This is a genomic window from Bacteroides sp. ET489 (genome assembly GCF_030518095.1).
GTDB lineage: Bacteria > Bacteroidota > Bacteroidia > Bacteroidales > Bacteroidaceae > Bacteroides > Bacteroides ndongoniae.
This window is the reverse complement of the sequence record NZ_JAULLJ010000028.1, coordinates 14,665-40,432: the sequence shown is the minus strand read 5'-3', so window position 1 is coordinate 40,432 and position 25,768 is coordinate 14,665. Positions and strand designations below refer to the sequence as shown.

Annotated in this window: 29 protein-coding genes; 9 read left to right on the top strand and 20 right to left on the bottom strand. The window is 49.5% G+C overall.

Going from position 1 to position 25,768, the window contains the following annotated elements:
• Positions 1–29 precede the first annotated feature (29 nt).
• From Q3C19_RS13820 to ubiE, 6 genes are read right to left on the bottom strand one after another with little or no spacing between them, the layout of a single operon-like run.
• On the bottom strand, positions 30–938 hold the full coding sequence (locus Q3C19_RS13820) for a YgcG family protein (RefSeq protein ID WP_071150307.1): 909 nt from the start codon (positions 936–938) through the stop codon (positions 30–32).
• An 18-nt stretch (positions 939–956) separates the two neighbouring features.
• Positions 957–1,925, bottom strand: a complete 969-nt coding sequence (locus Q3C19_RS13815; RefSeq protein WP_071150306.1) for an alpha/beta hydrolase — start codon at positions 1,923–1,925, stop codon at positions 957–959.
• A gap of 55 nt (positions 1,926–1,980) precedes the next feature.
• Positions 1,981–3,420, bottom strand: a complete 1,440-nt coding sequence (locus tag Q3C19_RS13810; protein WP_302730029.1) for a hypothetical protein — start codon at positions 3,418–3,420, stop codon at positions 1,981–1,983.
• Entirely contained in the window at positions 3,410–4,996 is a 1,587-nt protein-coding gene (locus Q3C19_RS13805) for an AAA family ATPase (RefSeq protein WP_302730027.1), read from the bottom strand. Before Q3C19_RS13805 ends, Q3C19_RS13810 begins: the two co-directional genes overlap by 11 nt.
• The gene (locus tag Q3C19_RS13800) at positions 4,975–5,721 is read right to left on the bottom strand and encodes a shikimate dehydrogenase (protein WP_071150304.1); all 747 of its coding nucleotides are present in this window, start codon (positions 5,719–5,721) and stop codon (positions 4,975–4,977) included. Before Q3C19_RS13800 ends, Q3C19_RS13805 begins: the two co-directional genes overlap by 22 nt.
• A 13-nt stretch (positions 5,722–5,734) precedes the next feature.
• Positions 5,735–6,472, bottom strand: a complete 738-nt coding sequence (ubiE, locus tag Q3C19_RS13795; RefSeq protein WP_277120999.1) for a bifunctional demethylmenaquinone methyltransferase/2-methoxy-6-polyprenyl-1,4-benzoquinol methylase UbiE — start codon at positions 6,470–6,472, stop codon at positions 5,735–5,737.
• A 240-nt stretch (positions 6,473–6,712) separates the two neighbouring features.
• On the opposite strand from ubiE, the gene Q3C19_RS13790 reads away from it, so the two are divergent.
• From Q3C19_RS13790 to Q3C19_RS13780, 3 genes are read left to right on the top strand one after another with little or no spacing between them, the layout of a single operon-like run.
• On the top strand, positions 6,713–6,940 hold the full coding sequence (locus Q3C19_RS13790; protein WP_022161524.1) for a helix-turn-helix transcriptional regulator: 228 nt from the start codon (positions 6,713–6,715) through the stop codon (positions 6,938–6,940).
• The gene (locus Q3C19_RS13785; RefSeq protein WP_302730021.1) at positions 6,937–7,275 is read left to right on the top strand and encodes a HipA N-terminal domain-containing protein; all 339 of its coding nucleotides are present in this window, start codon (positions 6,937–6,939) and stop codon (positions 7,273–7,275) included. Before Q3C19_RS13790 ends, Q3C19_RS13785 begins: the two co-directional genes overlap by 4 nt.
• The gene (locus Q3C19_RS13780) at positions 7,272–8,210 is read left to right on the top strand and encodes a HipA domain-containing protein (RefSeq protein ID WP_302730019.1); all 939 of its coding nucleotides are present in this window, start codon (positions 7,272–7,274) and stop codon (positions 8,208–8,210) included. The genes Q3C19_RS13785 and Q3C19_RS13780 overlap by 4 nt, the downstream gene beginning before the upstream one ends.
• 125 nt (positions 8,211–8,335) lie before the next feature.
• Here Q3C19_RS13780 and Q3C19_RS13775 read toward each other — a convergent pair whose 3' ends face one another.
• The 10 genes from Q3C19_RS13775 to Q3C19_RS13730 all read right to left on the bottom strand — a co-directional run bounded on the left by Q3C19_RS13775 (position 8,336) and on the right by Q3C19_RS13730 (position 16,613).
• Positions 8,336–9,280 carry a phosphoribosylaminoimidazolesuccinocarboxamide synthase gene (locus Q3C19_RS13775; protein WP_287641978.1) on the bottom strand — a complete coding sequence of 315 codons (945 nt, stop codon included), beginning with the start codon at positions 9,278–9,280 and terminating at the stop codon, positions 8,336–8,338.
• Positions 9,281–9,343: 63 nt separating this feature from the next.
• Complete coding sequence (locus tag Q3C19_RS13770; protein ID WP_317042587.1) at positions 9,344–9,727, bottom strand: four helix bundle protein; 384 nt, start codon at positions 9,725–9,727, stop codon at positions 9,344–9,346.
• 13 nt (positions 9,728–9,740) lie between these two features.
• The gene (locus Q3C19_RS13765) at positions 9,741–10,775 is read right to left on the bottom strand and encodes a PhoH family protein (protein WP_302730017.1); all 1,035 of its coding nucleotides are present in this window, start codon (positions 10,773–10,775) and stop codon (positions 9,741–9,743) included.
• A gap of 61 nt (positions 10,776–10,836) precedes the next feature.
• Positions 10,837–11,469, bottom strand: coding sequence for a M23 family metallopeptidase (locus Q3C19_RS13760; RefSeq protein ID WP_302730015.1), 633 nt, complete (start codon positions 11,467–11,469; stop codon positions 10,837–10,839).
• Positions 11,466–12,134, bottom strand: a complete 669-nt coding sequence (locus tag Q3C19_RS13755) for a B3/4 domain-containing protein (RefSeq protein ID WP_302730013.1) — start codon at positions 12,132–12,134, stop codon at positions 11,466–11,468. The genes Q3C19_RS13760 and Q3C19_RS13755 overlap by 4 nt, the downstream gene beginning before the upstream one ends.
• 97 nt (positions 12,135–12,231) lie before the next feature.
• On the bottom strand, positions 12,232–13,500 hold the full coding sequence (locus tag Q3C19_RS13750) for an acyloxyacyl hydrolase (RefSeq protein WP_302730011.1): 1,269 nt from the start codon (positions 13,498–13,500) through the stop codon (positions 12,232–12,234).
• A gap of 217 nt (positions 13,501–13,717) precedes the next feature.
• Positions 13,718–14,530 (bottom strand): peptidoglycan editing factor PgeF, encoded by an 813-nt coding sequence (gene pgeF, locus Q3C19_RS13745; protein ID WP_302730009.1) that lies wholly within the window; start codon positions 14,528–14,530, stop codon positions 13,718–13,720.
• Complete coding sequence (gene obgE / locus Q3C19_RS13740) at positions 14,527–15,708, bottom strand: GTPase ObgE (protein WP_287641972.1); 1,182 nt, start codon at positions 15,706–15,708, stop codon at positions 14,527–14,529. Before obgE ends, pgeF begins: the two co-directional genes overlap by 4 nt.
• A gap of 30 nt (positions 15,709–15,738) precedes the next feature.
• Positions 15,739–16,353, bottom strand: coding sequence for a nucleotidyl transferase AbiEii/AbiGii toxin family protein (locus Q3C19_RS13735; protein WP_302730006.1), 615 nt, complete (start codon positions 16,351–16,353; stop codon positions 15,739–15,741).
• Positions 16,308–16,613, bottom strand: coding sequence for a hypothetical protein (locus Q3C19_RS13730; RefSeq protein WP_277120989.1), 306 nt, complete (start codon positions 16,611–16,613; stop codon positions 16,308–16,310). Before Q3C19_RS13730 ends, Q3C19_RS13735 begins: the two co-directional genes overlap by 46 nt.
• A gap of 276 nt (positions 16,614–16,889) precedes the next feature.
• On the opposite strand from Q3C19_RS13730, the gene Q3C19_RS13725 reads away from it, so the two are divergent.
• Both Q3C19_RS13725 and Q3C19_RS13720 read left to right on the top strand, forming a co-directional pair.
• Positions 16,890–17,297: an HU family DNA-binding protein gene (locus tag Q3C19_RS13725; protein ID WP_071150293.1), complete on the top strand. Its 408-nt coding sequence runs from the start codon at positions 16,890–16,892 to the stop codon at positions 17,295–17,297.
• Positions 17,294–18,085 (top strand): hypothetical protein, encoded by a 792-nt coding sequence (locus tag Q3C19_RS13720; protein WP_277120988.1) that lies wholly within the window; start codon positions 17,294–17,296, stop codon positions 18,083–18,085. Before Q3C19_RS13725 ends, Q3C19_RS13720 begins: the two co-directional genes overlap by 4 nt.
• 59 nt (positions 18,086–18,144) lie before the next feature.
• Here the strand turns inward: Q3C19_RS13720 and Q3C19_RS13715 are convergent, their stop codons facing one another.
• Genes Q3C19_RS13715 through Q3C19_RS13700 form a run of 4 tightly spaced genes read right to left on the bottom strand, consistent with a single transcriptional unit; the run spans position 18,145 to position 21,186 of the window.
• Positions 18,145–18,717 (bottom strand): adenylate kinase, encoded by a 573-nt coding sequence (locus tag Q3C19_RS13715; protein WP_277120987.1) that lies wholly within the window; start codon positions 18,715–18,717, stop codon positions 18,145–18,147.
• A 44-nt stretch (positions 18,718–18,761) separates the two neighbouring features.
• Positions 18,762–19,067, bottom strand: coding sequence for a DUF2442 domain-containing protein (locus tag Q3C19_RS13710; protein ID WP_235817109.1), 306 nt, complete (start codon positions 19,065–19,067; stop codon positions 18,762–18,764).
• Positions 19,068–19,071: 4 nt separating this feature from the next.
• Positions 19,072–19,611 carry a hypoxanthine phosphoribosyltransferase gene (gene hpt / locus Q3C19_RS13705; RefSeq protein ID WP_277120986.1) on the bottom strand — a complete coding sequence of 180 codons (540 nt, stop codon included), beginning with the start codon at positions 19,609–19,611 and terminating at the stop codon, positions 19,072–19,074.
• 39 nt (positions 19,612–19,650) lie between these two features.
• Positions 19,651–21,186: a peptide MFS transporter gene (locus Q3C19_RS13700; RefSeq protein ID WP_277120985.1), complete on the bottom strand. Its 1,536-nt coding sequence runs from the start codon at positions 21,184–21,186 to the stop codon at positions 19,651–19,653.
• Between the two features lie 30 nt (positions 21,187–21,216).
• Here Q3C19_RS13700 and Q3C19_RS13695 point away from each other — a divergent pair, with 30 nt between their 5' ends.
• From Q3C19_RS13695 to Q3C19_RS13680, 4 genes are all read left to right on the top strand, one after another.
• Positions 21,217–21,483 carry a hypothetical protein gene (locus Q3C19_RS13695; RefSeq protein WP_277120984.1) on the top strand — a complete coding sequence of 89 codons (267 nt, stop codon included), beginning with the start codon at positions 21,217–21,219 and terminating at the stop codon, positions 21,481–21,483.
• Between the two features lie 64 nt (positions 21,484–21,547).
• Positions 21,548–23,479 (top strand): molecular chaperone DnaK, encoded by a 1,932-nt coding sequence (gene dnaK / locus Q3C19_RS13690; protein ID WP_277120983.1) that lies wholly within the window; start codon positions 21,548–21,550, stop codon positions 23,477–23,479.
• Between the two features lie 213 nt (positions 23,480–23,692).
• Entirely contained in the window at positions 23,693–24,256 is a 564-nt protein-coding gene (locus Q3C19_RS13685) for a helix-turn-helix domain-containing protein (protein WP_302729998.1), read from the top strand.
• Positions 24,253–25,407: a site-specific integrase gene (locus Q3C19_RS13680; RefSeq protein ID WP_302729996.1), complete on the top strand. Its 1,155-nt coding sequence runs from the start codon at positions 24,253–24,255 to the stop codon at positions 25,405–25,407. Before Q3C19_RS13685 ends, Q3C19_RS13680 begins: the two co-directional genes overlap by 4 nt.
• Positions 25,408–25,768: the final 361 nt, after the last annotated feature.

Below are 25,768 nucleotides of genomic sequence, written 5' to 3'. Positions count from 1 at the left end.
GAAGGTTTAATGCTGTCCTGAGGATAGCGTCAGAATCTTGATCCGGCACCTCCTCCGCCTCCCATGCCTCCTCCGAAGCTGCCTCCACTAAAACCTCCGCCACCACTGAAGCCTCCTCCGCCTCCGAAGATGACCGGACCGCTGCCTCCACGTCCGCGATAGTTTTCGTCGTACGATTGCTGTTGGCGCACAACTTTATGTCCGCAGTTCTGGCAGATGTAAGTGACGTTTTCCGTCCGTACACCGTTGCGGCGCGAGATGAGCTGGCTGGAGCTGCGCTGTAGCTTGTGCTGCCCGCATTTGGGGCATTTGCTGGCATGACGTACGGCAATGTAAGCCACCAGAAAACTTACAGCGATAATGCCGAAAAGAAGTAATACATAAGTCATTCCATTGTTACCTCTTTCATCTGCCGACGGATCGTTTTCCATCGAGCCGTCCAGCCGGCCGCAAGTGGCACGTACACCGGCTACCATTCCTTCGCTCCATCGGTTATCCTTCAGATAAGGAATCATTTCGCGTGTCTGGATGCGTTTGCAGATGGCATCGGGCAGAGGCCCTTCCAGACCATAGCCGGTATAGAACTGGATACAACGCTGGTCGGTGACAAGCAGGATGACCAGTCCGTTGTCTTTGCCTTTCTGTCCCACGCCCCACGAGTTGAGCAGACGGTGGCAGAAGTCGAAACAGTCTTCATCGCCAATGCTGGGAACAACGGCTACGACGCTTTGTATGCCTGTCTGTTGCTCCAGCCGGTAAAGCATACGGTCGATGCTGTCGCGGGCAGATATGTCGAGGATGTTCTCGGGGTCGGTGACGTAACGGGTCTTGTCCTGTAAGTGTACTTTGGGTAAGTTGTCGGGAGTATACACTGTTTGTGCCCAAGCCATCAGTCCTAACAGATGGCAGAGCAGAATAGACGTGAATATTCGCTTCATGAGTGGATATACTTGTTTTTAGTGAATGTATTTTCTTACAAAATCGCAGACCTTGCGGGTATAGGCTTCGGGGTTCTCCTTATAGGCTACGGCATGTTCGGCACCGGGCACTATCCAGAGTTCCTTGGGTTGAGGCTTGGCCTCGTAAAGGGGATGTACCATCCAGGTGGGCACAAACGTGTCGGCATCGCCATGGATAAAGAGCATGGGGAGGGTACACTTCTTGACCTGTTCCAGCGGAGAGGCTTCCTGGAAACTCCAGCCGTACTCCATCTTGCATAAGGCACTGGCCACATTCAGCAGTGGAAAGGCTGGCAGACTGAACTGATTCTTCAGCTCTCCTTTGAACTCGTCCCAGGCGCTGGTGTAGCCGCAATCTTCGACAAAGCATTTCACGAAAGGCTGCTGGTGCATGCCGTGCTGCACTTCGCCCGATACGCACATGGTCGTAGCAGCTCCCATCGAAATGCCATGTACGACCATCTGTGTGTTTCCTCCAAACAGATGGTTGGCTTCGTCGGTCCACAGCAATACGTCGAGCCGGTCTTTCCAGCCCATCTGTACTTCGGTACCTTCGCTCAGCCCATGTCCGTAGAGGTCGGGCAACAGGATGTTGTAGCCCAGCTGGCGGTTGTAAAGGTAACCTATCATCATCATGCGAATGGAGTTGTCTGTATAACCATGGACGATGACGGCCGTGTGGCGGGTGCTGTCGGCGGCAGGAACGTAGAGGGCATGGAGTCGCCGGCCTTCGTCGTTTTCGATGTAGAGATCGTGCAGGGCACCGACGTTCTGCAGACTGTCTATCCAGCGGCTTACGTCGGGATAGTTTTCGGCCATGTACTTCAGCGAACCTTCTATGTCGCGGCTGCGGGTGACAAGTTCAGCGGGCTTTAGCGCATAGCCCAGCATGTAATAGCCTGCGCATAGCAGCAGTGCGGCCAATGCGATGATGGCCGTCAAACTGTATTTGATGGTTTTCTTCATTTTCCTTGTTTTTGTCTGTTGGTGGACAAATGTACGATTTTGTTTTGATATACAATCAATAACGACGGGGAGAATTGTAGCCTATCCTCCAGATACGGTCGAAGTAGGGTTGCCATTCGTTTTCGGCAATGCCTGTTTGCAGTCCGTAGAAGCGTGTACCGTTCTGCCGAGCTTCCTGCAACTGATGCAAAAGGGCAGGAGACGAAAACGGTATGCGGAAATCGCTGATCCAGAGTACATCAGCGTTCTGGTAGCTCTTGCCGGACTGTAGTAATTCGAAGGTTTTCTTCATCATGCGGCTGGCATCTGTATCGCCGCATGCCGTACGGCTGAAAAAACTGAGCAGATTGGCCCTTTCTTTGCGGACGTCAATAGGCTGGATGGACACAGAGAAGGCAATGAGGAAACAATCGCGTTTCTGGCGGTCGGCAATTTCCAGCAGTCTGATTAAAGTAGAGTGTGCTACTCTTTCGGGTACCCCCGTCATGCTGCCCGAAGTGTCCAGGCAGACAATCATCGGTCCCTTTCGCTGGGCAGGGCGTGTTTGCAGGCGGCGTGCGGGTTGGGTGATTTCCGATTGGTAGCGGAATGTCTGCAATTTTTGTGTCAGAAATCTGTTGAGGAAGATTTTCTCCAGTTCCTTGTCGGAACAATAGGCTATCTCGATGGGGAGAAGGCTGTTCAGGTCGTTGCTGATGGTGATGCCTGCTATGTCGCACTGTGAGGCATGTTCCAGTTTGCTCTCATTGCCTTCGGTTATATGGATACGCTCCTTACCGTCGTCGTGGGCGGTTCGTCCCATGGCATCGGCCACTTCGGCAATCTGCGGGAAATCTTTCTGGATGCGTACGATTTTACGTATCCGTTCGAAGTCGCTGGTGTTCCACAGTCCGTTCATCATGCCCCATGCCTGCATGAATTCGTCCTTCTCTATCCGGTTCCTTTGCAGATAAGAAGGGGTGTTCTGCAGATTGGAGGAGATGCGTCGTTCGAGGCTATCCCGATAGTTCTCTATTTCAGCTTCTTTCTTTTCGTTCAGTTGACGTTGTATGGCTTCCTTCCAGTCTTCGGCCAGCTTTTCCCATAGAATGTCGTCGTCCGTCTGCCCTTCTTTACCGAATGCCTGCCGGTAGAAAGGGGCGTTGAAGCCGTATCGTCCGTACTGGCAGTCCAGTTCTTCTACCAGGGCTTGCCAACCGTCACGTTTGCGGTCGTGTGTCCATTGGGTAATGAGCTGCCTGCTTTTTTCTTCCGACTGTTTACGTTGGTAATTGTATTTCTCGCGTTCCAGATTTTGCAGAATGAACTGGCTCAGTGTGTCGTACAGCACGCGTGCGCAAACCTCGTCGGACAGGACTTGTACCTTGATGATAGGATTTTCCAGAATCGAACGCAGGTATGTGTAGAGCGGTTCGCTGCTGCCGGTCTCCAGAAATTCGCCTGTGGCAAAATAGTGGTCCAGCACTTCGGTATAGAACGACTGTTCATGCCTCATCGCCGTATAGCAGTTTGCGGGCATCTACTCGGGCGAATGCAATCAGTTTGCGCAGATTGGCCACGTGTTGTTCTATCTCCTTCTTGTCTTCCTCGCAAAGGAAAATGTTGGTATACAGCTTGTAGGCCAGGCTGTTGATGGCATTGTTTGACTGTTCCAGCTCCGTTTCGTAGTCGCGGTTGACTGTCGGTCTGGTCGACTGACTGACAGCCAGTTTCTCTCCCGGACGCAAACGGCGCATGCTGTATCGCACTCCGTCGATGTATAGGTAATGATTGTCGCGGTAGAGGCGGACCTGTCTGGCATTTTTTGCCTTCATCTGACTGCTGTCTGCAAAGGTACGGATTAGGGTTCGTTCCGGATGAAGCGGGTCGGTGTACATCACGCCGGTTTGTGGAGCATCCTGTGGCTGGTGATTCTTCATTCCCATAAAGTCTGCCAGAAAGATGAATGTGTTGCCTGTGCCGTGGTTTTCCAGCTGGAAATAGAAGTGGTCGACTATCAGCAAATCGTCGTCCCGATGGTTTTGGCTATGTCTGGCTTTTTCCAATGCCTGATGGGCGGAGTATGCTTTCAGGTCAGCTTTCAGGGTCTGTGCAACGGACTTAATCTGTTTCTCCTGTAAGGCAAAAAGCGAGTGAATGACGAGTTGGCGTACGGCTGGCAATTCGTCGGGTTCATTCCAAAGGCTGTGGTAAGTCACAATAAGGTCGTCGGGACAGACTTCAGTACGTCCGTGCATGAAAGCAGATGCCTTCAGCAATCTGGCGATGTGCTTCCAGCGGCGGTCGCTGACGTAAATGCTTCTTCTCAAGTCACTTTCCGGAATCTCTACACTGGACAAGCGTTGCCGTATCTCAGTGATGCGGTCTAATATATCAGTTGGTATGCTGATGGCTTTGATTTGCTGTTGCCATTCAGCGTATTCGTTTTCTGTGATTTGCAAGTGAGGAAACACTGGTACTGTGTCCATATCCGTCTCGTCGAGCAACATGCGGTGGAACGTGGCTTCTTTCTGGATATTGCGGCAGATGACACGTATCAGGAAACGGTCCCATAAGGCTTCCAATCCTTCGCCGTGAGCCGGAAGCTCGTTGCTTGCCGCAACCAGCAGTTTCAGGGGGAGTTTCAGTTCGTTCTCTCCGTTGCGGAATATCTTTTCATTGATAGCCGTCAGCAGTGTATTCTGTATGGCAGGACCGGCTTTCCATATTTCGTCCAGAAAAACGATGTCGGCCGAAGGCAAATACCCTTGTGTGATACGTTCGTATTTGTCTTCTTCCTTCAGACGGCTGATGCTGACCGGACCGAATATTTCGTCGGGGGTGGAGAAACGCGACATAAGGTATTCGAACGCCCGTGCGCCGGCAAATACCAGCTTCAAGCGTCTTGCCACCATCGACTTGGCTACTCCCGGAGGGCCGAGCAACAAGATGCTTTCGCCTGCCAGCGAAGCCAACAGGGAAAGCGCTATTTCGTTCTCTTTTTCATAAACCCCTTTGCTGATTTCAGCCAGTAACTGGCGTATACGTTCTACCATATCCGGATGCAGCTTTATCTGTTCCAGATCTCCCATGCGGCAAAGGCTTGCAACAGCAGCATTTCCAGACCGTTTTTGACAGAAGCTCCGTGTTCTGCTCCCTTTTTCATGAACAGGGTTTCGTTGGGGTTGTATAATAGGTCGTAGAGCAGGTGGTCAGGTGTCAGCAAATCATAGGGAATATCCGGACAGAAATCCACTTTCGGATACATTCCTAATGGGGTAGTGTTGACAATGACGGTGTGTTCTGCCATCACTTCCGGTGTAAGTTCGGAGTATGTCAGTATATCGTTATTTTTTTTGGTGCGCGATACATAGGTGCTCTGCACACCCAGATTGGCCAGGCCATGATATACGGCTTTCGATGCACCGCCCGTTCCCAGTATAAGGGCTTTGGTGTGATGGGGTTGCAATAAGGGTTCAATGGAACGTGTAAATCCGATGATGTCCGAATTGTATCCGACAAGTTTTACTTTCCCTTTGGGTTGGCGAAGGATTTTGATCACATTGACCGCTCCAATTTTGGCAGTATCCTTATCCAGTTCGTCCAGATAGGGGATCACTTTTTCTTTATAGGGGATGGTGACGTTCAGTCCGCACAGGTCGGGGTTTTCTTCGATAACTTCCATAAAGTCTTCGATACGTGGAATTTCGAAATTCACGTATTCGGCATCAATATTCTCGGATTGGAATTTTTCGTTGAAATATCCTATAGAAAAAGAATGTTTCAACGGATAGCCTATTAAACCATACTTTTGCATAATTGTCAGTTTTTTATTTGGTTGCAACATAAAGGGTACAGATGCCAAACGTCAGTCGTTTGAAATAAACATGGCTGAAGCCGGCATTTTGGATAGCCTGCTGCATCACTTCGCCCTGAGGGAAGGCACGGATACTTTCGGGCAGATAGGTGTAGGCACTGTTGTCCTTTGATATGAGTTTGCCGATGAGGGGCATTACGATCTTGGAATAGATAGCAAACAGCTGCTTCATAGGGAAGCGGTCGGGAGTGGAAAGTTCAAGAATAACCAGATGTCCGCCAGGGCGGAGCACACGGCACATTTCGCCGAGGGCTTTATCCAGATGTTCGAAATTGCGGATGCCAAAGGCGACGGTCAGTGCATCGAAAGTTGAATCGGCAAAAGTGAGAGCTGTACAGTCCTCACGGGCGAAAGAAATACGGTCTGCAAGTCCTGCCTGGCGTACTTTTTCACGTCCGACGTTCATCATACCTTCCGAAATGTCAGCACCTATCAACGATTGAGGTTGCAGTTCGCGGCAAGCCAGAATGGCAAAGTCGCCGGTACCGGTAGCTATATCCAGCATCTGTTGCGGGTGGTAAGGACGGAGTGTGTGGATGGCTTTCTTGCGCCAGCTGCGGTCGATACCCAGTGAAAGGGTGTGATTCAACTGGTCGTAGGTAGGAGCGATGTGGTCGAACATCTGTTCTACCTGTTCGCTTTTCTTTCCTTCCTTGCCGTAGGGCATGACTTTTTCTTGTGGGTACTCCATAATAATTGCTATGTTCTTTTGCGCAAAGTTAAAAAAATAACTATTTCAGTGTGCTAATTGGTGTATAAATTCCTTTTGTGGCATACGCTTCTTTTCAGTTAGTTTCAAGAAATTGTGAAATTCTTGTTTTTTTGCTATACCCGTTTGGGTATAAATTTAATTAAATACAGATAAAATATACCCTATAAGGTATAATAGATGGAAACTAATGTTATATTTGTACCCGAAAGGGTATAAAATATGGAACATACAGTAATTGCAGACTTTGTGAAAGAGATGCGCCGACAGTTCGGACTGACTCAGGTAGACTTGGCTGACAAGTCGGGTGTGGGTTTGCGCTTTGTGCGCGACCTGGAGCAGGGCAAGCAGACCTTGCGGATGGATAAGGTAAATCAGGTGCTCAGTTTGTTCGGACGTCAGGTGGGACCAGTAGAAATAGACGTAAAAACAAGGGAGGATAAATCATGAAGAAGGCAAAGGTGTATCTGCACGACCGGTTGGCGGGCAGGTTGGTAGAAGATGAGAACGGTTTTACTTTTACGTACGATGCCGCTTATCTGGCTTTGCCTGATGCGACAGCTATTAGTCTGACACTACCACTGACTGAGAAACCTTATCATGATACGGTACTCTTTCCCTTCTTTGACGGACTGATACCCGAAGGTTGGCTGCTGGACATTGCCGAACGAAGCTGGAAAATCAACCAGCGCGACCGCATGTCACTTTTGTTGGCCTGTTGTAAGGACTGTATTGGAGCTGTCAGTGTAGTACCCGATGACGAAACAGAGGAGGATAAATTATGAGCCGGTGTCTGTATTGCTATAAAGAATTGGGTGAGGGGATGAAGGATTTTCATCCGGCCTGTGCCCGCAAGTTTTTCGGTACCCGTACAGTGCCTGAGTTGCCATACGTGCGTGGGCAGTTGGGCGACCTGGCCCGGGAAGTAGTGCGTAGCCAGACTACCCTTACCGGTGTGCAGGCCAAACTCTCGCTCGACATTAATCGGGGCGGACGCAACGAGCCTGACCGTTTTACCATTGTGGGCCTGTGGGGACGCTTTATTCTGAAGCCACAGACACAATCCTATCGTGCCTTGCCCGAACTGGAGGACGTCACCATGCACCTGGCCGAAGCCGCTAAAATCAGTGTGGTACCCCACAGTCTGATACGTTTCAGTGACGGTGAACTGTGCTATATTACCCGTCGTATCGACCGCTTGCCCGATGGACATAAAGTGGCAATGGAAGACATGTGCCAACTGTCCGAGCGGTTGACAGAGTACAAATACAAAGGTTCTTATGAACAGATAGCCAAACTTATCCGTCGCTATTCTTCTACGCCCCAGCTGGATGTAATCAACTTCTGGGAGGTAGTAGTATTTTGTTGGATAACAGGCAATGCAGACATGCATCTCAAGAACTTTTCACTTTATAATCTGATGGGCGGATATACGCTTACTCCGGCTTATGACATGTTGTCTACTGCGCTGGTGATGCCCGAAGATACCGAAGAACTGGCTCTTACCCTTAACGGGAAGAAGAATCGGTTGCGCAAGACGGATTTCTACAAGGCCATTACAGCTTCGGGAGTAGAAGAGAAGGTGATTGAGAATCTGGCTCGCCGTTTCAGTCGAGCCTTGCCTAAGTGGTTTGAACTGATAGACCACTCTTTCCTACCTGACGACATGAAGAGGCAATACAAACAACTTATCTTGCGCCGCGTGGTGATGCTGCGCTGACAGTCCTGCAGGCTGAACAAAAACAGACGCGGATTACATGGAACAGGGATGGTGATATCCGCAGAATTCCGCGTAATCCGCGTCAGATGTATTTCAAAAGCAAGTGTGCTCTCTGTATTTCTGCATTACTTGCTCAGGTATTCTGTTACATTCTTTTCGATACGGGCAGCAATGTCTTCGGTTGCCTCACGGACGAACTTCTCGCCGGTGATGTGTTCGTACAGTTCGATGTAGCGTTCGCTGATTGAAGTGACAATTTCGTCGGTCATTTCTGGTACCTGCTGGCCTTCCTTACCCTGGAAACCATTGTCCATCAGCCATTCGCGTACAAACTCTTTAGAGAGCTGCTTTTGAGGTTCGCCTTTCTCGAAGCGTTCTTCGTAGCCTTCACTGTAGAAGTAACGGCTGGAGTCGGGTGTATGGATTTCGTCCATCAGGTAGATCTTACCGTCGTGCTTACCGAATTCGTATTTTGTATCTACCAGGATGAGGCCGCGTTCGGCAGCAATCTCTGTACCGCGTTTGAAGAGGGCCAGTGTATATTTCTCCAACAGGGCATATTCTTCAGGAGTGGCCAGACCACGTGCCAGAATTTCTTCCTTGGAGATATCTGCATCGTGTTCACCGATTTCGGCTTTGGTAGTCGGGGTGATGATGGGTTCGGGGAACTTCTGATTTTCCTTCATGCCTTCGGGCAGACGTACACCGCAGATTTCGCGTACACCGCTCTTGTAGGCACGCCAAGCTGATCCGCAGAGGTAGCCGCGTACAATCATTTCTACCGGGAAACCTTCGCACATAACACCAACGGTCACCATAGGATCGGGTGTAGCCAGTTTCCAGTTAGGGCAAATGTCGGTAGTAGCATCAAGGAACTTAGCTGCAATCTGGTTCAGCATCTGTCCTTTGAAGGGGATACCTTTGGGCAGGATAACGTCGAAGGCCGAGATACGGTCGGTTGCTACCATGACGAGTTTTTCACCGTTGATGTTATACACGTCGCGTACTTTTCCGTGATAGACGCTCTTCTGTCCCGGAAAGTTGTAATCAGTTTTAGTTAACGCTTTCATATCTTTTAGTATTTAGTTGTTAGTTTATTCGTTTTTAGTGAGTTACGAGCTACAAGCTACGAGTTACGAGCTACGAGTGGGGTTTAGGGAATTTAAGGAGTTTATGAGTCCGCAAATCATTTTTATGATTTCGTTCAGGGCATTCATTATTTCATCGTACGAGTTGCTGGATAGGAATCCAAGTCTCTGTGAAATAATTAAATGAGTTTCAAGTTCGCTTGCCGAGCCGAGTGCGATGTGCAGAAACTGTATAAATTCAGCCTTATTCTTTCGCCCAGACCCTTCTGCAATATTGGCAGGGATAGAAACAGCACAGCGTCTCATCTGATTGGTGATGCCATAAAGTTCTTCTTTGGGAAATTGTTTGGTAAACTTATAGATTTGTTCTACCAAGTCTATACTTTTTTTCCAAACGAGCAAGTCTTTATGTGTCTTTATCTCTGCCATGACTTTTATTTAGTTATGAACGGGGGACGGTTGTGGTTGCCTCTCCACTTGTTCCTTCTTTTTCATTCATTATATCTTTTTTGTTTGTAGCTCGTAGCTTGTTGTAGCTTGTAGCTGCTTCAAACTTTTCGTACGCTTCTACAATTTGAGTAACTAATTTGTGTCGCACAATGTCTTTTTTGTTCAGTTCGATGAAGCTGATGCCTTTCACTCCTTTCAGAATCTTCAGGGCTTGTACGAGGCCGGAGGTTTGTGAAGAGGGGAGGTCAATCTGTGTCATGTCGCCTGTTACAATCATCTTGGTGTTCATGCCCATACGGGTAAGGAACATCTTGATTTGGGCGGTGGTGGTGTTCTGTGCTTCGTCGAGGATGACGACTGCATCGTTCAGCGTACGTCCACGCATGAAGGCCAATGGGGCTATCTGTATGATGTTCAGCTCCATGTATTCCTTCAGTTTGGCAGCGGGTATCATGTCCTGCAGGGCATCGTAGAGCGGTTGCAGGTACGGATCTATCTTGTCTTTCATGTCGCCGGGCAGGAAGCCGAGTTTTTCGCCAGCTTCAACGGCGGGGCGACTGAGGATGATTTTCTTGATTTCCTTGTTCTTCAGGGCACGCACAGCCAGGGCGATGGCGGTATAAGTCTTACCCGATCCGGCAGGACCGATGGCAAACACCATATCGTTCTTATGGAAGGCATCTACCAGTTTCTGCTGGTTTTCGCTTCGGGGAATGATAGGCTTGCCCGTGACGCTGAACACGATGACGTTGCCGCTCTTTTCGGCTTGTGGGGCATTGCCTTTGATGATGTCGATGATGACTTCTTCTTTCAGCGAATTATATTCGGAGCAGTATTTTTCCAGTTTGGTAATGTTTTCCTCAAAGGCGCACATTTCTTCTTCGTCGCCCAGCACTTTGATGACGTTGCCGCGCGCTACGATGCGCAGTTTGGGATAAAGGGCTTTTATCAGTTGCATGTTGGCGTTGTTCACGCCGTAAAAGATGACCGGGTCGATATCTTCAAGGACAATCAGTTTTTCTATCATTGATATGTTTTAATGTTCATGAAATGCAATGCAAAGTTAGTGAAACGTTTGGAAAACCCTATCACTTTGCAGTGTTATTTTTTAATACAGGCTTGACGACGATGCCGTTCGCATTCTTGGTGCAACGGATGCATTCGTGCCGTAAGGCTTCGGTCTTCATATTGAAGAGGATATTGGGATTGAAATGCTGTCCGTTGATGCGTGTCTCGAAGTGCAGGTGTTCGGTCGTTGCACGTCCCGTACGTCCGGTCAGGGCAATGGGCTGGCCAGCCTTTACCGTGTCGCCACTTTGTACCAGATTCTTGGAGTTGTGGCTGTAGACGGTTTCCAGTCCCGAGGGGTGGCGCACCACGATGACGTTGCCATAGGCACTGTAGGGTTTCGACATACGCACAATGCCATTGAAAGCGCAACGGATGGTGTCGTTGGCACGGGTCTTGATATCGACACCCGTGTGTCGCCCGCCGCCCCGTCCGTAGGGCGAAATGACTTTGCCGCCGGGCAGAGGAAAGCTGTAGTCGGTTGCTGCCAGACTGTCCAGATGAATATGGATGCTTTTACTTTTGTCGAACAGCCCCGGAGTGGCCACCCGGATGTGGTTCTTCTCCATGTTCGAGAACGCCGGACGTTTTTCCTGTGCGTGGACGTTCAGCGTCAGCAGGCCAATAAGGATAATGAATAGTGATGTTTTCATTCGAAGTAGTAGATGCTTCCCCCGTCGGAAGAGGCGTATTTCTTTAAGAGTTCTTGTGTCATTTCGGCAGCTTGTTGCAGACGGGTCGTGTCGCCGTCGTAGCCGTTGATAATGGCCAGTATGTGGCGGGTGCCGACATCCATCTTGGTGCGTTCGTTGTCGCTGGTTGGGGTGCCGATGCCTCCTACGGCGTCGCGGAAGACGGGCAGGCCTTCGATGTTGAGCACACCGCGTCCGATGCCTTCGAACGGTTCACCGGCACGTCCGATGCCCAGACAAAGGTCCGTTCCTTGTATCTTGTCGGCGTCGAAGCCGCCGATGCTGTAACCCGTACGCAGCGAGACGAGGTTGATGAGGTCGACCAACGTATCGATACGGTACAGTTCGAGTCCGCGGAGCAGACGGCGGCGCAGGGCCTCGGCCGAGGGACGGTAGCGGCTGGGATCTTTGCCGCATCGGCGGTAGGCCTCGCGGGTGGCGGCAATGGCAGGTTGCTGTTTGATGCCGTCGGTTGTTTCGTTAGCCCTCAGTTCTTGGGTGAATATATCGATTTCCTGCCAAAGTCCTTCGCTAAAGGGTGTATTGATGACTTCGGCATAGACGGCTGCTCCACGGTATTCGGGGCAGTGTGATTTCAGTTCTTCAGATAATGTAAGTTGATACATGATGTATGCTGATGTTTATGCACTATTTGTTTTTCCTGTTGCAAAAGTACGTTTTTATCGGCTAAGTTCTTTCGACGGTACTTGCTTTTCTTGTCATTTACCTGAATCGCCATCCTAAGCCCAGCATCAGGTTGTTGGGGTCTTTGAACTTACTGAGCTGATAGCCCGTATGAAGGAAGAGGTTGCGGGTAAGGAATGTCTTCAGTGCCAATATCTGATAGAAGCCTTTGGTGTCCTTTCCTTTGTAGAGCATGTTGTGCCCGATACCGATGTTGACCGAGAAAATGGGCATGACCAGTTCGGCACGTGCCGACAGGCCTACGGCAAACTGTTCGCGGAAGGGTGGCCGGTAGAATTTCGGATCGTCGTCAGTCCCTCCGGCATAATGCCCCTGCAGGTTGGCGCTTTCGTCAAACTGGGCATCGAGCGAGATGCCTGCCCGGAAATACTTGTTGAAGTCGTACATCGGGTTGAAGTTGAGGCCGACAATGCCGAACGAGCCGGGTATCAGATGTCCCATGTTGTAGTCGTCGATGTATCCTCGTTTGCGTGTAGCACCGTATACGACAAGGTCGTAACTGAAGTGGGGGCGGAAGTCGTTCGGATTAAGTTGTCCGGCATTGGCCGACGGGCTGCTGTTTTCTGCCCCGAAGGTCCGTACCAGTCCGATTCGACCGCCTACGGGGTTCACACCGCTGTTCGGGTAATGGGTGTTTCCGTTGGAGTAGTGGGTCAGGTCGATTCCTGCTGTCAGGTTCCATTGGGGATTGATTTGCCAGTTCAGGAAGAAGCCTAGATTGATGTAGGCATTGATCTTCGAGCCTACCACGTCGTTGTAGCCCAGCACTTGTGATCCGTCCTCGGGTACGTGATACTTCTCCCACCCGAAGGAAGCGCCGAAGTTCCATTCGTAATCCAGCGAGAGGGTGGGCGACAGTCGGGCGATGCGTGAGCCTTGAAAGGCGTAGACAGCGACGGGATGTCCGATGGGCGGACGGTTGTCGAAGTGGTTGTACGATACGCCGATGCCTTGATAGGCGTGCGGATAAAGCCGTCCCAGTCTTGAGTCCTTGTTAAAGCGGAAAGCGTACTTCAGGTGCATCGACCACACGTTGCGTATGGGTTGCCCCGTGGAGTTGTCTCCGTCGAAAAAGTCGTTGGTTGGTACTACGTAGGCAGGGCGGAAGTCGATGCCGAGCTGATGGGTGAGCTTTCTGGATACGCTCGGTTGGCTACAGGCGGACGTATCCGTCGGGAGGGTATGGTTACCGGTATGTTGCGCGGCGAGCGGCATTCCTGTCACGAGGCATGCGATAAGGCCTATGCAAGTGCAGAGTACTCTCGTCCGGTTTGTTTGTCTTTTCATCTTTTCTGGTTCAATGATGTTCCGATTCTATTGTTTGCAGCTCTGTAGCAGTGCGATAGGACCTTGAGGAACTGATGCCCGCCGGTTGCCAAAGGCATACTGCTTCAGCCTTGTTCGATAAAGGAATTCAAAAGTACGTAAAAAACTCCAAACCGGACTACTATTAGTATTTATTATGATTGTGGCTTGCCGCACGGGCGGTTGGGCAAAGCTGTTCTTACGCTTTCAGCATGATGCCCGACAGCATACGCCCCGACTTGATTCCCAGCCGGCGGGCGGAGAAGAAATCTTCGTGACGGGTGTAGGTGCAAATGCCGGCAGTCTCTATCTGGGTGGCGGGCAGACCGAAGTCCAGCAGTTGCAGCTGGTTGGCAGCCCACAGGTCGATGTGATGCTTGTGGGTGTCGTTCCTCCATTCGGCGATGTAAGGCATGGGGAAGCCGGCGGCGCGGAAGGCTTCGTACACCTCTTCACCCACCTCGAAGGCGACGAGCGAGATACCGGGGCCGATGATGGCATGCACGTCTTTGCCCTCGGTGCCGTAGAGGGTCTGCATCCGCTCCAATGTGCGCAAGGCGATGCGGTTCACTGTGCCCCGCCAGCCGGCGTGGATGGCAGCGACGACGCGGTGCCTGTGGTCGTATAATAAGATAGGTATGCAGTCGGCTGTGGAGATGCAAAGGCAGATGCCCGGCTCGCGGGTGATGAGGGCGTCGATGCCTTGCAGGCGGTCGTGCCGTGTCTGCGGGTCGGCCTGCAGATAGTCAGTGTCGATGACGAGGGAGGCCGTGCCGTGTGTCTGCCAGGGGATGATGAGTTCCTGCGGGCGTTGCGGCAAGGTTTGCAGAAGCAGTTCCTGGTTGTGGCAGACGTTTTCGGCAGTGTCGCCTGTGTAGGGCGTGCAGTTCAGCGAGGCGTATGTGCCTGTGCTGATGCCGCCGTGGCGCGTGGTGCTGAAAGCAAAAATGTCGGGGCATGCACCGTTTAGTGCATACTCCAACATTCGTTTATCGGGGTTGAGACGGCTCATTGCTTGTCGTCCTCCCAGTCTTCTTCTTCGTATTCGAAGTCTTCGAGGTCTTCCACGTCGTCCTCGTCCACGTATTCGATGCTGAGGTCTTCGTCTTCGCCTTCGTCGGCAAGTTCTTCCTGCAGGTGGCTCATGTCTTTGGGACGGTGGGCGATGCTTTCTATCTTGCCCTCAATCTTGTTGCTTTCCTTGTTCAGTTCCTCCCACAGGATGTCCTTCAGCACGTTGATGCCGAGGCCAGAGATGGCGGAGATGAACACGTGAGGCACGTCTTTGGGCAGGGTCGGCTCTATCTCGTCCATCAGTTCCTGGTCCAGCATGTCGCACTTGGTGATGGCCAGTACGCGCTGCTTGTCCAGCATTTCGGGGTTGAAGTTCTTTAGCTCGTTCAGCAGAATGTTGTATTCCTTGGTGATGTCGTCGCTGTCGGCAGGCACCATGAACAGCAGCAGCGAGTTGCGTTCGATGTGGCGCAGGAAGCGCAGACCCAGTCCGCGTCCTTCGCTGGCTCCTTCGATGATGCCGGGAATGTCGGCCATGACGAACGACTTACCGTCGCGGTAGGACACGATGCCCAGGTTGGGCTCCATCGTGGTGAACGGATAGTTGGCTATCTTCGGTTTGGCCGATGATACGGCCGAGAGCAGGGTCGACTTGCCAGCGTTGGGGAAGCCCACCAGTCCGACGTCGGCCAGTAGCTTCAGCTCCATGATGACGGTCATTTCCTGCATCGGTTCGCCGGGTTGCGCAAAGCGCGGTGCCTGGCGGGTGGCTGTCTTGAAGTGCCAGTTGCCCAGTCCGCCGCGTCCGCCCTTCAGCAGGATGACTTCCTGTCCGTGCTCGGTGACGTCGCAGATGTACTCGCCCGTTTCGGCGTTGTAGACCACGGTGCCACAGGGCACTTCGATGACCTTGTCTTCGCCGTCCTTGCCGAAGCTGCGGTTCTTCGATCCGCTTTCGCCGTGTCCGGCCATGATGTGTCGGTCGTAGCGCAGGTGTAGCAATGTCCAGTAGTTGCGGTTTCCGCGCAGGATGACGTGTCCGCCGCGTCCGCCATCGCCACCGTCGGGACCTCCGTTGGGCACGTATTTGGCACGACGCATGTGTGTGGAACCTCGGCCGCCCTTACCTGAGCGGCAATATATCTTTACGTAGTCTACAAAGTTCGATTCTGCCATAATGTTTCGATATTAATGATTATTATCTATTTAACGGGAATAGGCTTCCACTTGTTTCTGTATGTCGGCCTTCATTTCTTCCCAGGTGGTTTGTATGAACATCTTGGGCATCAGTTGCGCGTCGGCATCCTCGAAATAGGATAGACTCATCAGTGCCCGGAAGATGGAATGTTCGGGATATTTCTGCTGGTAGAATTTCAGGATTTCTTCTAATGTATAATGCTGTAACAGGCTATACATGTCAATGAAATCTTTTTTTGTTCCACGCCCTTCGATGGCATTGATTTTCATCGCGGCGATGTCCTTGGGAGATGCCAGGCGGATGCCATCTTCTTCGATGCAAGGTGCAATCCATGGATAGGCATAATGGATGATATCCAACTTGATGCGGTCTATGACATAGATTTTGATGTCTTTAGATTCCTTCAGGATGGTCAGTTGCCCCGCTTGGCGCAGAACGTCCTTAATGGCTTCATCGTTGTCTTCCATTTCCCCGAACAGATCAATATCTACCGACATGCGATGTCCGTACTGGAGGGCAAGACCGGTTCCGCCCACCAACCTTGTACCCGATAGGCATTTGGCTGCCATCAGCTTCTTCAGCAATTCCAGGGTGTGGGGTTCGACTGTGCGGTATGATAACATCTGTATTCCTCCTTCCTTGTGTGCGATATGCAGCAGATGAACGACAATGCTACGGGGTCGAGCGAACGTGCCTGCTTGCAGCATTCAACGATTTTGTCCAGCCCATAATAGGAACGGATGAGGCGCCAGTCCTCCAGCGTGCCGTATTCCAGTACGCGTACGATAATCTGTTGCGGACAAGTGTCCATGTCCGCTTTTTCGGGATCAATATCCCATAGAAGTACGGGCGAGAGTCGTTCGATGAAGTTCTTTCCGTTCATATCGCATTCTTGTTTTCCTCTGCAAAGATACAAATAATTTCCTATAATGCTATGATACTGACTCATCCGTCTTGCATATCTGCCTTTCGTATATTATCTTTGCAAGTGAGGGAGGAATCATCCGGGATGATTCCTATAATCATTGCGGATGATTCTACCAATCATCCCGGATGATTCCTGTCAAAGGTATAAGGAAAGCCCTGCACGGTCGGCAGGCGGGGATGGCCAAGCCGGCGGTGGAGGGGGAGTGGACAATAACATTTAAATGATAAAGATATGGCTTTTTACAAGAAACAGAAGATGAACGGCAAGTGGTATCCGCGTTCGTTTACGGTAGGAACCATGGATACGGATCAGGTGGCCGAACGGCTTTCGCGCATTTCGACCGTCAGCAAGGGCGATACGTATGCCGTGCTGGTGGGGCTGGGCGAGGTGCTTGGCAGTATGCTGGAGGCAGGCTATTCGGTGAAACTGAAAGGGGTAGGCACGTTCTACCTGACCGGTCGTGCCGAAGGGCAAGGGGTGGATACGCCCGAAGAAGTATCGGGTCAGCAGTTCTCGAAACTACAGGTGCGCTTCATCCCCGAATATCAGCGCGAGCAGAACGGCAAGGTGACGGGGCGCACGCTGGTGCCTGACAGGGTGGAGTGGACGGAACTGAACATTGAAAAGAAAATAAGATGATGAAACTGAGGATACTTTTTTGTTTGTTGTTGAGTTGTTGTCTGTACATGGCACAGGCTCAGAAGAAGACGGAACTTTGCATTGTGGGTACTGTTCACAGTCCCCGTTCGTATTTTGATAGCGACACCGTCTATCGGATTCTTTGCCAAGCGGATGCTGATGTGGTACTGATAGAATTGGACACTGCATTTTTTGACAGTGACTTCCGTTTCGACTTGGAGCGTTTTCCCGATCTGCTTTCCACGAATGAAAACATTGGTGCGCATCGTTATCAGACGGAGCAGGGAGCGTTGTTGCGTCCGTTTGATGTGTCGGGGCGTAATGCGTGGTATCGTGAGCATCGCTATTTTGAAAGGCAGGATAGTATGTGGCTTAATGTGCTGACGTGTTACCGAGAAGGCAAGTTAGACAAGCGGGCGCAAGAGGACGTAGAATTGGTGCTTCAAGTGATGGATTATAATGGTATGAAGTTTGCTTCGGCAAGGGATATGAATTCCAGCATGACGATGGGTTATCTTTCTTTGCGCGAACAGATTCTTTATCCCAAACTGGTTTCCGTGGTGGAGCATACACCAAGTCTTTCTCATTGGTTGGAGTTTGCCAAGCTATGGGCGGCGCGTTGGTGGAAACGGAACGAGATAATGGCCGCTAATATACGGCGGACGGTTGCTGCTTTCCCAGGCGGACGGTTGGTGGTGCTCGTGGGCATAGAACATAAACCTGCCCTGATGCGGCTACTTAAAAGTGAGTCGGATGAATGGGTGTTGAAGGAATATTGGGAGTATTGACGGTGAAGTTATGAATAGGGGCTGAATGCCAAGCATTCAGCCCCGTATTTTGTTTCTTTTTATTTCACAGCATCGATAGCCTTGCAGATATCGGCCGTGATAGTCTCCAGTTCGCCCAGTCCGTTGATGTGGGTGTAGAGTCCTTCCTGCTTGTACCAGTCGATCAGCGGAGCGGTTTGGCTGTGATAAACGGTGAGGCGCTTCTTGATGGTCTCTTCGTTATCGTCGGCACGGCCCGATTGCTGTCCGCGCAGGATGAGGCGTTTCATCAGTTCGTCTTCGGGCACGTCGAGGTCGAGCATTATGCTCACCTGTTGTCCGCGCTCGGCTAGCATCTTCTTCAATGCTTCGGCTTGTGCGATGGTACGTGGGAAGCCGTCGAAAATGACGCCTTTCGAATCCTTGAAGCTATCGAGCGTGGAAGCCAGGATGTCGATAATCAGGTTGTCGGGGAGGAGTTGTCCCTGGTCGATGTATCCCTTGGCTGTCTTTCCCAGCTCGGTACCGTTCTTTATTTCGGCACGCAGCACGTCCCCCGTGGAGATGTGGTTAATGCCATACTTAGCTACAATTCTCTCGCTTTGTGTGCCCTTACCGGAACCGGGGGCACCGAAAATTACAATGTTCAGCATTGTTTTTGATTAGTGATTAAATGTTTATAATGTAATTGTAAATATTAACTGATTGTATCCAGAGGATTCCGTTTCATAATGAGCGGATAGCGTTCGGGATGTTTCAGGCTTTCTATTTCCAGATCAATTCCCAAGGCTTCCCATTCGATGGCAGATTGTCCGCACATCTTGACATTCAGTACGTCTGATATACGTGCATCTTTCAGCCAGGGTACACGGTTGTACGAAATGAAGTAGTCGTTACCCAAGACCGAGAGCATGATGCCTTGCGCATTAATCATTAATACGCTTGCCGATGTGTTCTGCAAATTGAAGCAGAAACCTTCTTCTCTTTTGAAGATAGGACTCATACGTTTATTCGTTTACTACCGTATAAATGTCCTTATAGTTTCGTCCGAATCCGTCGTAATCCAATCCGTATCCCACAATGAAGTCGTTGGGGATGCTCATGGCGGCATACTCGATGTTGAGGTTCACCTTCAGCTTTTCGGGTTTTACCAGCAGGGTAGCGATATGTATCTCTTTGGGTCCGCGGGTGCCCAACGTCTCAAGCAGGCGTTGCATGGTGAGGCCTGTGTCCACAATGTCTTCCACGATGACCACCGTGCGGTCGCTCAGGTCTTCGTTGATGCCGATGACTTCCTTGACGGCGCCTGTCGATGCGACTCCCTGATACGAAGCCAACTTGACGAACGATATCTCGCAGGGGATGGTGATGCGTTTCATCAGGTCGGCGGTGAACATGAACGAACCGTTCAGTACGCTCAGAAAGAGCGGATTCTTACCGGCCAGGTCACGGTTGATTTCGTCGGCCACGCGGCTCACTTCTTTCAATATGTCCTCCTCCTTGATGGAGACGGTGAACTTCTTGTCTTTAATCAGTATGCTATCCATGGGACTTGTGATTATTAAATTGGTGCAAAGGTAGCGAAATTATTCCACTCCATGCATCATCTTCTGCAATTTCTTCGACAACAGGAAGAGGACAAGCGATGCGGCGGCCGACATGACTACAAACACCAGGAAGAAGTCGAACATCGTCTCAATGCGATAGCCCAACAGTGTTTTCACCTTTCCAGCTTCGGGATAGAGGCCCGACAGCGTACCGGCAAACTTGTTGGCCGTGGCCGTAGACAAGTACCAGATGCCCATCATCAGCGAAGCAAAGCGGACGGGAGTCAGCTTGTTCACCATCGACAGTCCGATGGGCGAAAGAGCAATCTCGCCCATCGTGTGGATGAAGTACAGGCCCGTCAGCCAGATGAGGCTTACCTTGACACCGGGTTGCACGTCTTTCACTCCGAAGCAGATGACCAGATAGCCCAACGACAGAAGCAATAGACCGATGGCCTGTTTGGTGGGCGATGCTGGCTCCATGCCCCGACGTGCCAGTGCTCCCCATACGCCCGGCATGATGGCAGCCAGAATAACGACGAAGAAGGGATTGAATGACTGAATCCACGAAGCAGGCATCTCCCAGCCCAGAATGATGCGGTCGGTCTGTTCCGAAGCAAACAGGGTGAGCGATGCGCCTGCCTGTTCATAGGCTGCCCAGAAGAAGATGACGAAGAAGGCGATGATGTAGATGACCAGAATGCGGTCGCGTTCGATCTTGGTGAGCGATCCGTCCATTAGGATGCTGGCCGGAAAAACAATACAAGCTGTAAAGATGCCGATGCTGATCCAGTCGTTGCCGAAGCACCAGTAGAAGAACAAGGCAAGCACAACGGCCATCGCGCAGCATATCCACAGGTTGCGGCGTTTGCGTCGGGCCTCTTCCGGCGTCGGTGTTTGGGCCTTTTTGCCTTCCGTCTCCTTGCGTGCATCGGGCACGATGCCCAATGGCTGTCCGTCGGGACCGTTGAGGTATCGGTTCTTCTGCGACTCGAACAGCACCACGGTAAATACCGTGACGATGGCAGCAATCAGGAAGCCCCATTTGAAGTCCTGAGGATTGCCCGTTTCGCCGAAGTAACCACAGACAAGCGGAGCGAGGAACGAGCCTACGTTGACACCCATATAGAATATGGTATAGGCCGAGTCAAGTCGCCGGTCACCAGGCTCGTACAACTGTCCGACGAGCGACGATACCGTAGGCTTGAAGAATCCGTTTCCTAATATAAGAAATGTAAGTCCGCCGTACATCAGTCCGTGCGATAACTCTTGCGCATCGAGCATCGAAGCGCTGAAGAACATCAGGAACTGTCCGATAGCCATCAGCATGGCTCCCCAGAAGACGGAGCGCCGGATACCCCAGTACTTGTCGGCTACATAGCCGCCGATAAGCGGTGTCAGGTAAACCAGCCCCGTATAGCTGCCATAGATGGAGGCAGCCCTTTCGGTATCGAAAAGCAATGCTTGGGTAAGAAACAGAATGAAGATGGCACGCATGCCATAGTAGCTGAAGCGCTCTGCCGTGCTGGTAGCAAAAATCAGGTAGAGCCCTTTGGGATGTTTGGATGTACTCATTGTTATTATATTATTATGCCTTTTTAAAATTTGGCTGCAAAAGTAGTGATTCTTCGTGACAGCACGCACAGTTTCTTTTATTTCCTTTGGATAAATGATGCTAATTTCGTCTTTTCTCTTGCCAAGTGGAATGAAATGGCGGCAGCTCTCCCGGCCGTAGGGTTGCTGCCGCTCAATGCCCGTAACAGCTTTTTCGTCAGTCTGATAGTCTCTCTTTCTGCCAAAATGACCGTAAAACGTGACACAAAAGGAAGTCTGGTATCTGTTTCCCCCTTTGGCACAACGTTTGTCCTTTAATAGGCGTCTGCCGATGAGGCGGACAGAAATCAACTGAATAATAACAAATAAAAAAATAACGATCATGGGAAAAATTATTGGTATTGACTTAGGAACTACAAACTCTTGTGTTGCTGTATTCGAAGGCAACGAACCTGTAGTAATCGCCAACAGCGAAGGTAAGCGTACAACTCCTTCCGTAGTGGCATTTGTAGATGGTGGTGAACGTAAGGTAGGTGATCCTGCCAAACGTCAGGCTATCACAAACCCGAAACGTACGGTGTACTCCATCAAGCGTTTCATGGGTGAAAATTGGGCACAGGTACAGAAAGAAATCGCTCGTGTACCTTATCCGGTAGTGAACGACAACAACATGCCGCGTGTTGACATCGACGGACGTCACTACACTCCGCAGGAAATTTCAGCAATGATTCTTCAGAAGATGAAGAAGACAGCCGAAGATTACCTGGGACAGGAAGTAACAGAAGCCGTTATCACTGTTCCTGCATACTTCTCCGACTCACAGCGTCAGGCTACGAAGGAAGCCGGTCAGATTGCTGGTCTGGACGTTAAACGTATTGTAAACGAACCGACTGCAGCTGCCTTGGCTTACGGCGTAGATAAGGCTAACAAGGATATGAAGGTTGCCGTATTCGACCTCGGTGGTGGTACGTTCGATATCTCTATCCTGGAATTCGGTGGTGGTGTATTCGAAGTGCTTTCTACCAATGGTGATACTCACCTGGGTGGTGATGACTTCGATCAGGCTATCATCAACTGGTTGGTACAGGAATTCAAGAACGACGAAGGTGCCGATCTGACAACCGATCCGATGGCAATGCAACGTCTGAAGGAAGCTGCCGAAAAGGCGAAGATCGAATTGTCTTCTTCTACTTCTACCGAAATCAACTTGCCGTACATCATGCCGGTAGGTGGTGTGCCTAAGCACTTGGTTAAGACTTTGACTCGTGCTAAGTTCGAGCAACTGACTCACGATTTGATTCAGACTTGCTTGGAGCCGTGTAAGAAGGCAGTCAGCGATGCCGGTTTGAGCACTTCCGATATCGATGAAGTAATCCTGGTAGGTGGTTCTTCTCGTATCCCGGCCGTTCAGAAACTGGTTCAGGACTACTTCGGCAAAGTTCCTTCGAAGGGTGTTAACCCCGATGAAGTTGTAGCCGTAGGTGCTGCTATTCAGGGTGCCGTATTGAATAAGGAAGCCGGTGTGGGCAACATCGTCTTGCTGGATGTTACTCCGTTGACATTGGGTATTGAGACCATGGGTGGTGTAATGACCAAACTGATTGATGCCAACACAACTATTCCTTGCAAGAAGAGTGAAGTCTTCTCGACGGCTGCCGATAACCAGACCGAGGTAACCATCCACGTACTGCAGGGTGAGCGTCCTATGGCTGCTCAGAACAAGTCAATCGGTCAGTTCAACCTGACAGGTATTGCTCCGGCTCGTCGTGGTGTTCCTCAGATTGAGGTTACATTCGATATCGACGCCAACGGTATCTTGAAGGTATCTGCCAAGGATAAGGCTACCGGTAAGGAACAGGCCATCCGTATCGAAGCTTCCAGCGGTTTGAGCAAAGAAGAAATCGAACGTATGAAAGCCGAAGCCGAAGCCAACGCCGAAGCAGATAAGAAGGAAAAGGAACGTATCGATAAGCTGAACCAGGCTGACTCAATGATTTTCACTACCGAGAATCAGTTGAAGGAACTGGGCGATAAGCTTCCTGCCGACAAGAAAGCTCCTATTGAAGCTGCCTTGCAAAAACTGAAAGACGCTCACAAAGCTCAGGATTTGGCTGCTATCGACAGTGCAATGGCCGAACTGAACACTGCTTTCCAAGCTGCCAGCGCTGAGATGTATGCACAGACTGGTGCTCAAGGTGGTGCACAGCAAGGTGCAGGTTTCCAAGGTGGTGCCAACGCCGGCCAAGGAAATGCTCAAAACAATGGCAAACAGGATGATAATGTTCAGGATGCTGATTTTGAGGAAGTCAAATGATTCCGATAAGTAAACAAATAATAAACAATAAGCAAAAGCGTGCAGCTCAACGAGTTGCACGCTTTTTGCGTTTATAGGGTTCATGGTTTCTATGTGTTTTCTATGGGCATTTTTATCTCTTATTTGCGACATATTTGCGACAAGACAAAAAAGTAGATAATGTGGAACTAAATTCTACTTATCTATACTAATACATACTTAAAAGTAGATAATATGCCAACAATCGGATTTGAGATCAAAAGGAAGTGCAAAGTCTGCGGCAAGGTTTTCGTCGCAAAGACACTTGACAGCTATTATTGTTCCCCAAGATGTGGTAAAGTAGCTTGGAAGCGCAAAAAGGATGTAAAAGATAGAAATGCAAAATTAGAAGCCATTGCCCAACAAGTACCAGACATCAGAGAATATATTTCTGTAAAGGAGGCAGTAGCAATGTTTGGGGTAGAACGTAGTACTCTCTATCGCTTAATCAAATTGGGACGTATTCCAGTCATCAATTTGGGTACAAGGCTCACGCGTATCAAACGCTCCGAAATTGAACAGCTTTTCCTAAAGAGACCGGAAAGTATTGCCGAAAAAGAAAAACCTGTTCCTAAAACATATAGCTTAGAGCCAGAGGACTGTTATACCATTACAGAGATTTGTGAGAAGTACCATATTAATGATAGTTCAGTATGGGCGCATGTTAGAAAATACTCTATTCCTTCAAGACAAATAGGAAACTATGTATATGTACCCAAACAAGAAATAGACAATCTATATAAATCAGAAGTAGAATGAAGAAAGCATTACCAAACACCAAAGTGACCGTCAAACTCAGGAAATCAAATTATAAAGATGAGTGGTATCTTATTATAGAGTCATACCCGGTTTACAAGCGAGGCTCTAAACGGGCAAGTCGTGTGGTTGAATCAATTAACCGGACTATATCCACACCAATTTGGGACAAATCGTCCATTGCACGAATCTTGCCGGATGGAACATTCAATTATAAACCTAAACGTGATTTGAATGGAATCATCCAATGCCGTTCAACGATAGATCAAGAGGCTTGTATCTATGCCGACAATGTGCGTAAGTTAAGGCAACATGAATACGATAGCGCAATTCTATATACGGATAAAGAGAATGAAATCGCTGCACAAAATGAACGGAGCGAACAGGACTTTATCAAGTATTTCAATAGTATTATCAGCAAACGACATCCTAATAGTTCCAATTCAATTATAGTTAACTGGAGGCGAGTGGGTGAATTGTTGAAGATTTATTCTCAAGGACAACCAATCCCATTTAAGGACATATCCGTTAAGTTGCTTGAAGATATTAAGATGTTCTTTCTCCGTGCTCCAATGGGTGGCACTAAGAAAGGAACTATTTCACAAAACACGGCGTCCACCTATTTCTCTATACTCAAGGCTGGATTAAAACAAGCGTTCGTTGATGAATACCTGACAGTTGACATCAGTGCAAAAGTCAAAGGAATAACAAGCATTGAGAAACCTCGTGTTGCCCTTACTATGAATGAGGTACAAATGTTGGTTAATACACCTTGTAAGAATGAGGTTTTGAAACGTGCGTTCTTGTTTTCAATTCTTACAGGATTACGGCATGGTGATATCCAAACTTTGAAATGGAAACAAATCCAGCAAACAAGTAAGGGTACTTGGCAAGCGGTCGTTGTACAACAAAAAACGAAAGTACCCGATTATAAGCCTATCACCCAACAAGCCCTTCAGCTATGTGGTGAACGCCCAAGCGATGAAGAATCTCTCGTTTTTGAAGGATTGACAGATGCTTCTTGGATTTCACGTCCTCTGAAAGTGTGGATAGAAGCATCCGACATCAAGAAACATGTTACTTTCCATTGCGGAAGACATATCGATTCTTCTTATTCATTGAAAATAAGAAACTTACAAACAAATTCAGCTTAACAGGTAACGATATAGAAACCAGCGGTCTTCTATATTCTGCAATGTTCTGCACTAATCAAAAGAACACTTCTCTCATTTGCAAAAGTAGTGTTTTTATCCCTTATTACCAAAGTTATTCCTCTGAAAAATAGAGAAAAATCGGACTTCCTAATAAAATTCTAATAAAATTTGAGCTATCCGTTTATTTCGAGGTGGATATTCCGGCTTATCCCTATCATTTGGATAATGGAATTACAGAATGTTTTTTCCAGCCTATGAACAACCGATGCAGAAATGATTGTACAATTCTCCAAACATATGAATATACCAATCACCATAAGTTTATTGTTCCATTTCTTTGTTGCTACATTACTATGTTGAT

What these genes read in the sequence shown, in the direction of transcription:
- ubiE (WP_277120999.1), bottom strand. Translation starts at nt 6,472, where the DNA reads ATGGAGTACCCACAAGAAAAAGTCATGCCCTACGGCAAGGAAGGAAAG.
- Q3C19_RS13685 (WP_302729998.1), top strand. Translation starts at nt 23,693, where the DNA reads ATGCCAACAATCGGATTTGAGATCAAAAGGAAGTGCAAAGTCTGCGGC.
- Q3C19_RS13735 (WP_302730006.1), bottom strand. Translation starts at nt 16,353, where the DNA reads ATGTTATCATACCGCACAGTCGAACCCCACACCCTGGAATTGCTGAAG.
- Q3C19_RS13785 (WP_302730021.1), top strand. Translation starts at nt 6,937, where the DNA reads ATGAAGAAGGCAAAGGTGTATCTGCACGACCGGTTGGCGGGCAGGTTG.
- Q3C19_RS13760 (WP_302730015.1), bottom strand. Translation starts at nt 11,469, where the DNA reads ATGAAAACATCACTATTCATTATCCTTATTGGCCTGCTGACGCTGAAC.
- Q3C19_RS13810 (WP_302730029.1), bottom strand. Translation starts at nt 3,420, where the DNA reads ATGAGGCATGAACAGTCGTTCTATACCGAAGTGCTGGACCACTATTTT.
- Q3C19_RS13820 (WP_071150307.1), bottom strand. Translation starts at nt 938, where the DNA reads ATGAAGCGAATATTCACGTCTATTCTGCTCTGCCATCTGTTAGGACTG.
- Q3C19_RS13715 (WP_277120987.1), bottom strand. Translation starts at nt 18,717, where the DNA reads ATGCTGAACATTGTAATTTTCGGTGCCCCCGGTTCCGGTAAGGGCACA.
- dnaK (WP_277120983.1), top strand. Translation starts at nt 21,548, where the DNA reads ATGGGAAAAATTATTGGTATTGACTTAGGAACTACAAACTCTTGTGTT.
- Q3C19_RS13720 (WP_277120988.1), top strand. Translation starts at nt 17,294, where the DNA reads ATGATGAAACTGAGGATACTTTTTTGTTTGTTGTTGAGTTGTTGTCTG.
- obgE (WP_287641972.1), bottom strand. Translation starts at nt 15,708, where the DNA reads ATGGCAGAATCGAACTTTGTAGACTACGTAAAGATATATTGCCGCTCA.
- Q3C19_RS13815 (WP_071150306.1), bottom strand. Translation starts at nt 1,925, where the DNA reads ATGAAGAAAACCATCAAATACAGTTTGACGGCCATCATCGCATTGGCC.
- Q3C19_RS13765 (WP_302730017.1), bottom strand. Translation starts at nt 10,775, where the DNA reads ATGATAGAAAAACTGATTGTCCTTGAAGATATCGACCCGGTCATCTTT.
- Q3C19_RS13755 (WP_302730013.1), bottom strand. Translation starts at nt 12,134, where the DNA reads ATGTATCAACTTACATTATCTGAAGAACTGAAATCACACTGCCCCGAA.
- Q3C19_RS13790 (WP_022161524.1), top strand. Translation starts at nt 6,713, where the DNA reads ATGGAACATACAGTAATTGCAGACTTTGTGAAAGAGATGCGCCGACAG.
- pgeF (WP_302730009.1), bottom strand. Translation starts at nt 14,530, where the DNA reads ATGAGCCGTCTCAACCCCGATAAACGAATGTTGGAGTATGCACTAAAC.
- hpt (WP_277120986.1), bottom strand. Translation starts at nt 19,611, where the DNA reads ATGGATAGCATACTGATTAAAGACAAGAAGTTCACCGTCTCCATCAAG.
- Q3C19_RS13775 (WP_287641978.1), bottom strand. Translation starts at nt 9,280, where the DNA reads ATGAAAGCGTTAACTAAAACTGATTACAACTTTCCGGGACAGAAGAGC.
- Q3C19_RS13800 (WP_071150304.1), bottom strand. Translation starts at nt 5,721, where the DNA reads ATGCAAAAGTATGGTTTAATAGGCTATCCGTTGAAACATTCTTTTTCT.
- Q3C19_RS13700 (WP_277120985.1), bottom strand. Translation starts at nt 21,186, where the DNA reads ATGAGTACATCCAAACATCCCAAAGGGCTCTACCTGATTTTTGCTACC.
- Q3C19_RS13710 (WP_235817109.1), bottom strand. Translation starts at nt 19,067, where the DNA reads ATGAGTCCTATCTTCAAAAGAGAAGAAGGTTTCTGCTTCAATTTGCAG.
- Q3C19_RS13680 (WP_302729996.1), top strand. Translation starts at nt 24,253, where the DNA reads ATGAAGAAAGCATTACCAAACACCAAAGTGACCGTCAAACTCAGGAAA.
- Q3C19_RS13780 (WP_302730019.1), top strand. Translation starts at nt 7,272, where the DNA reads ATGAGCCGGTGTCTGTATTGCTATAAAGAATTGGGTGAGGGGATGAAG.
- Q3C19_RS13805 (WP_302730027.1), bottom strand. Translation starts at nt 4,996, where the DNA reads ATGGGAGATCTGGAACAGATAAAGCTGCATCCGGATATGGTAGAACGT.
- Q3C19_RS13750 (WP_302730011.1), bottom strand. Translation starts at nt 13,500, where the DNA reads ATGAAAAGACAAACAAACCGGACGAGAGTACTCTGCACTTGCATAGGC.
- Q3C19_RS13730 (WP_277120989.1), bottom strand. Translation starts at nt 16,613, where the DNA reads ATGAACGGAAAGAACTTCATCGAACGACTCTCGCCCGTACTTCTATGG.
- Q3C19_RS13770 (WP_317042587.1), bottom strand. Translation starts at nt 9,727, where the DNA reads ATGGCAGAGATAAAGACACATAAAGACTTGCTCGTTTGGAAAAAAAGT.
- Q3C19_RS13725 (WP_071150293.1), top strand. Translation starts at nt 16,890, where the DNA reads ATGGCTTTTTACAAGAAACAGAAGATGAACGGCAAGTGGTATCCGCGT.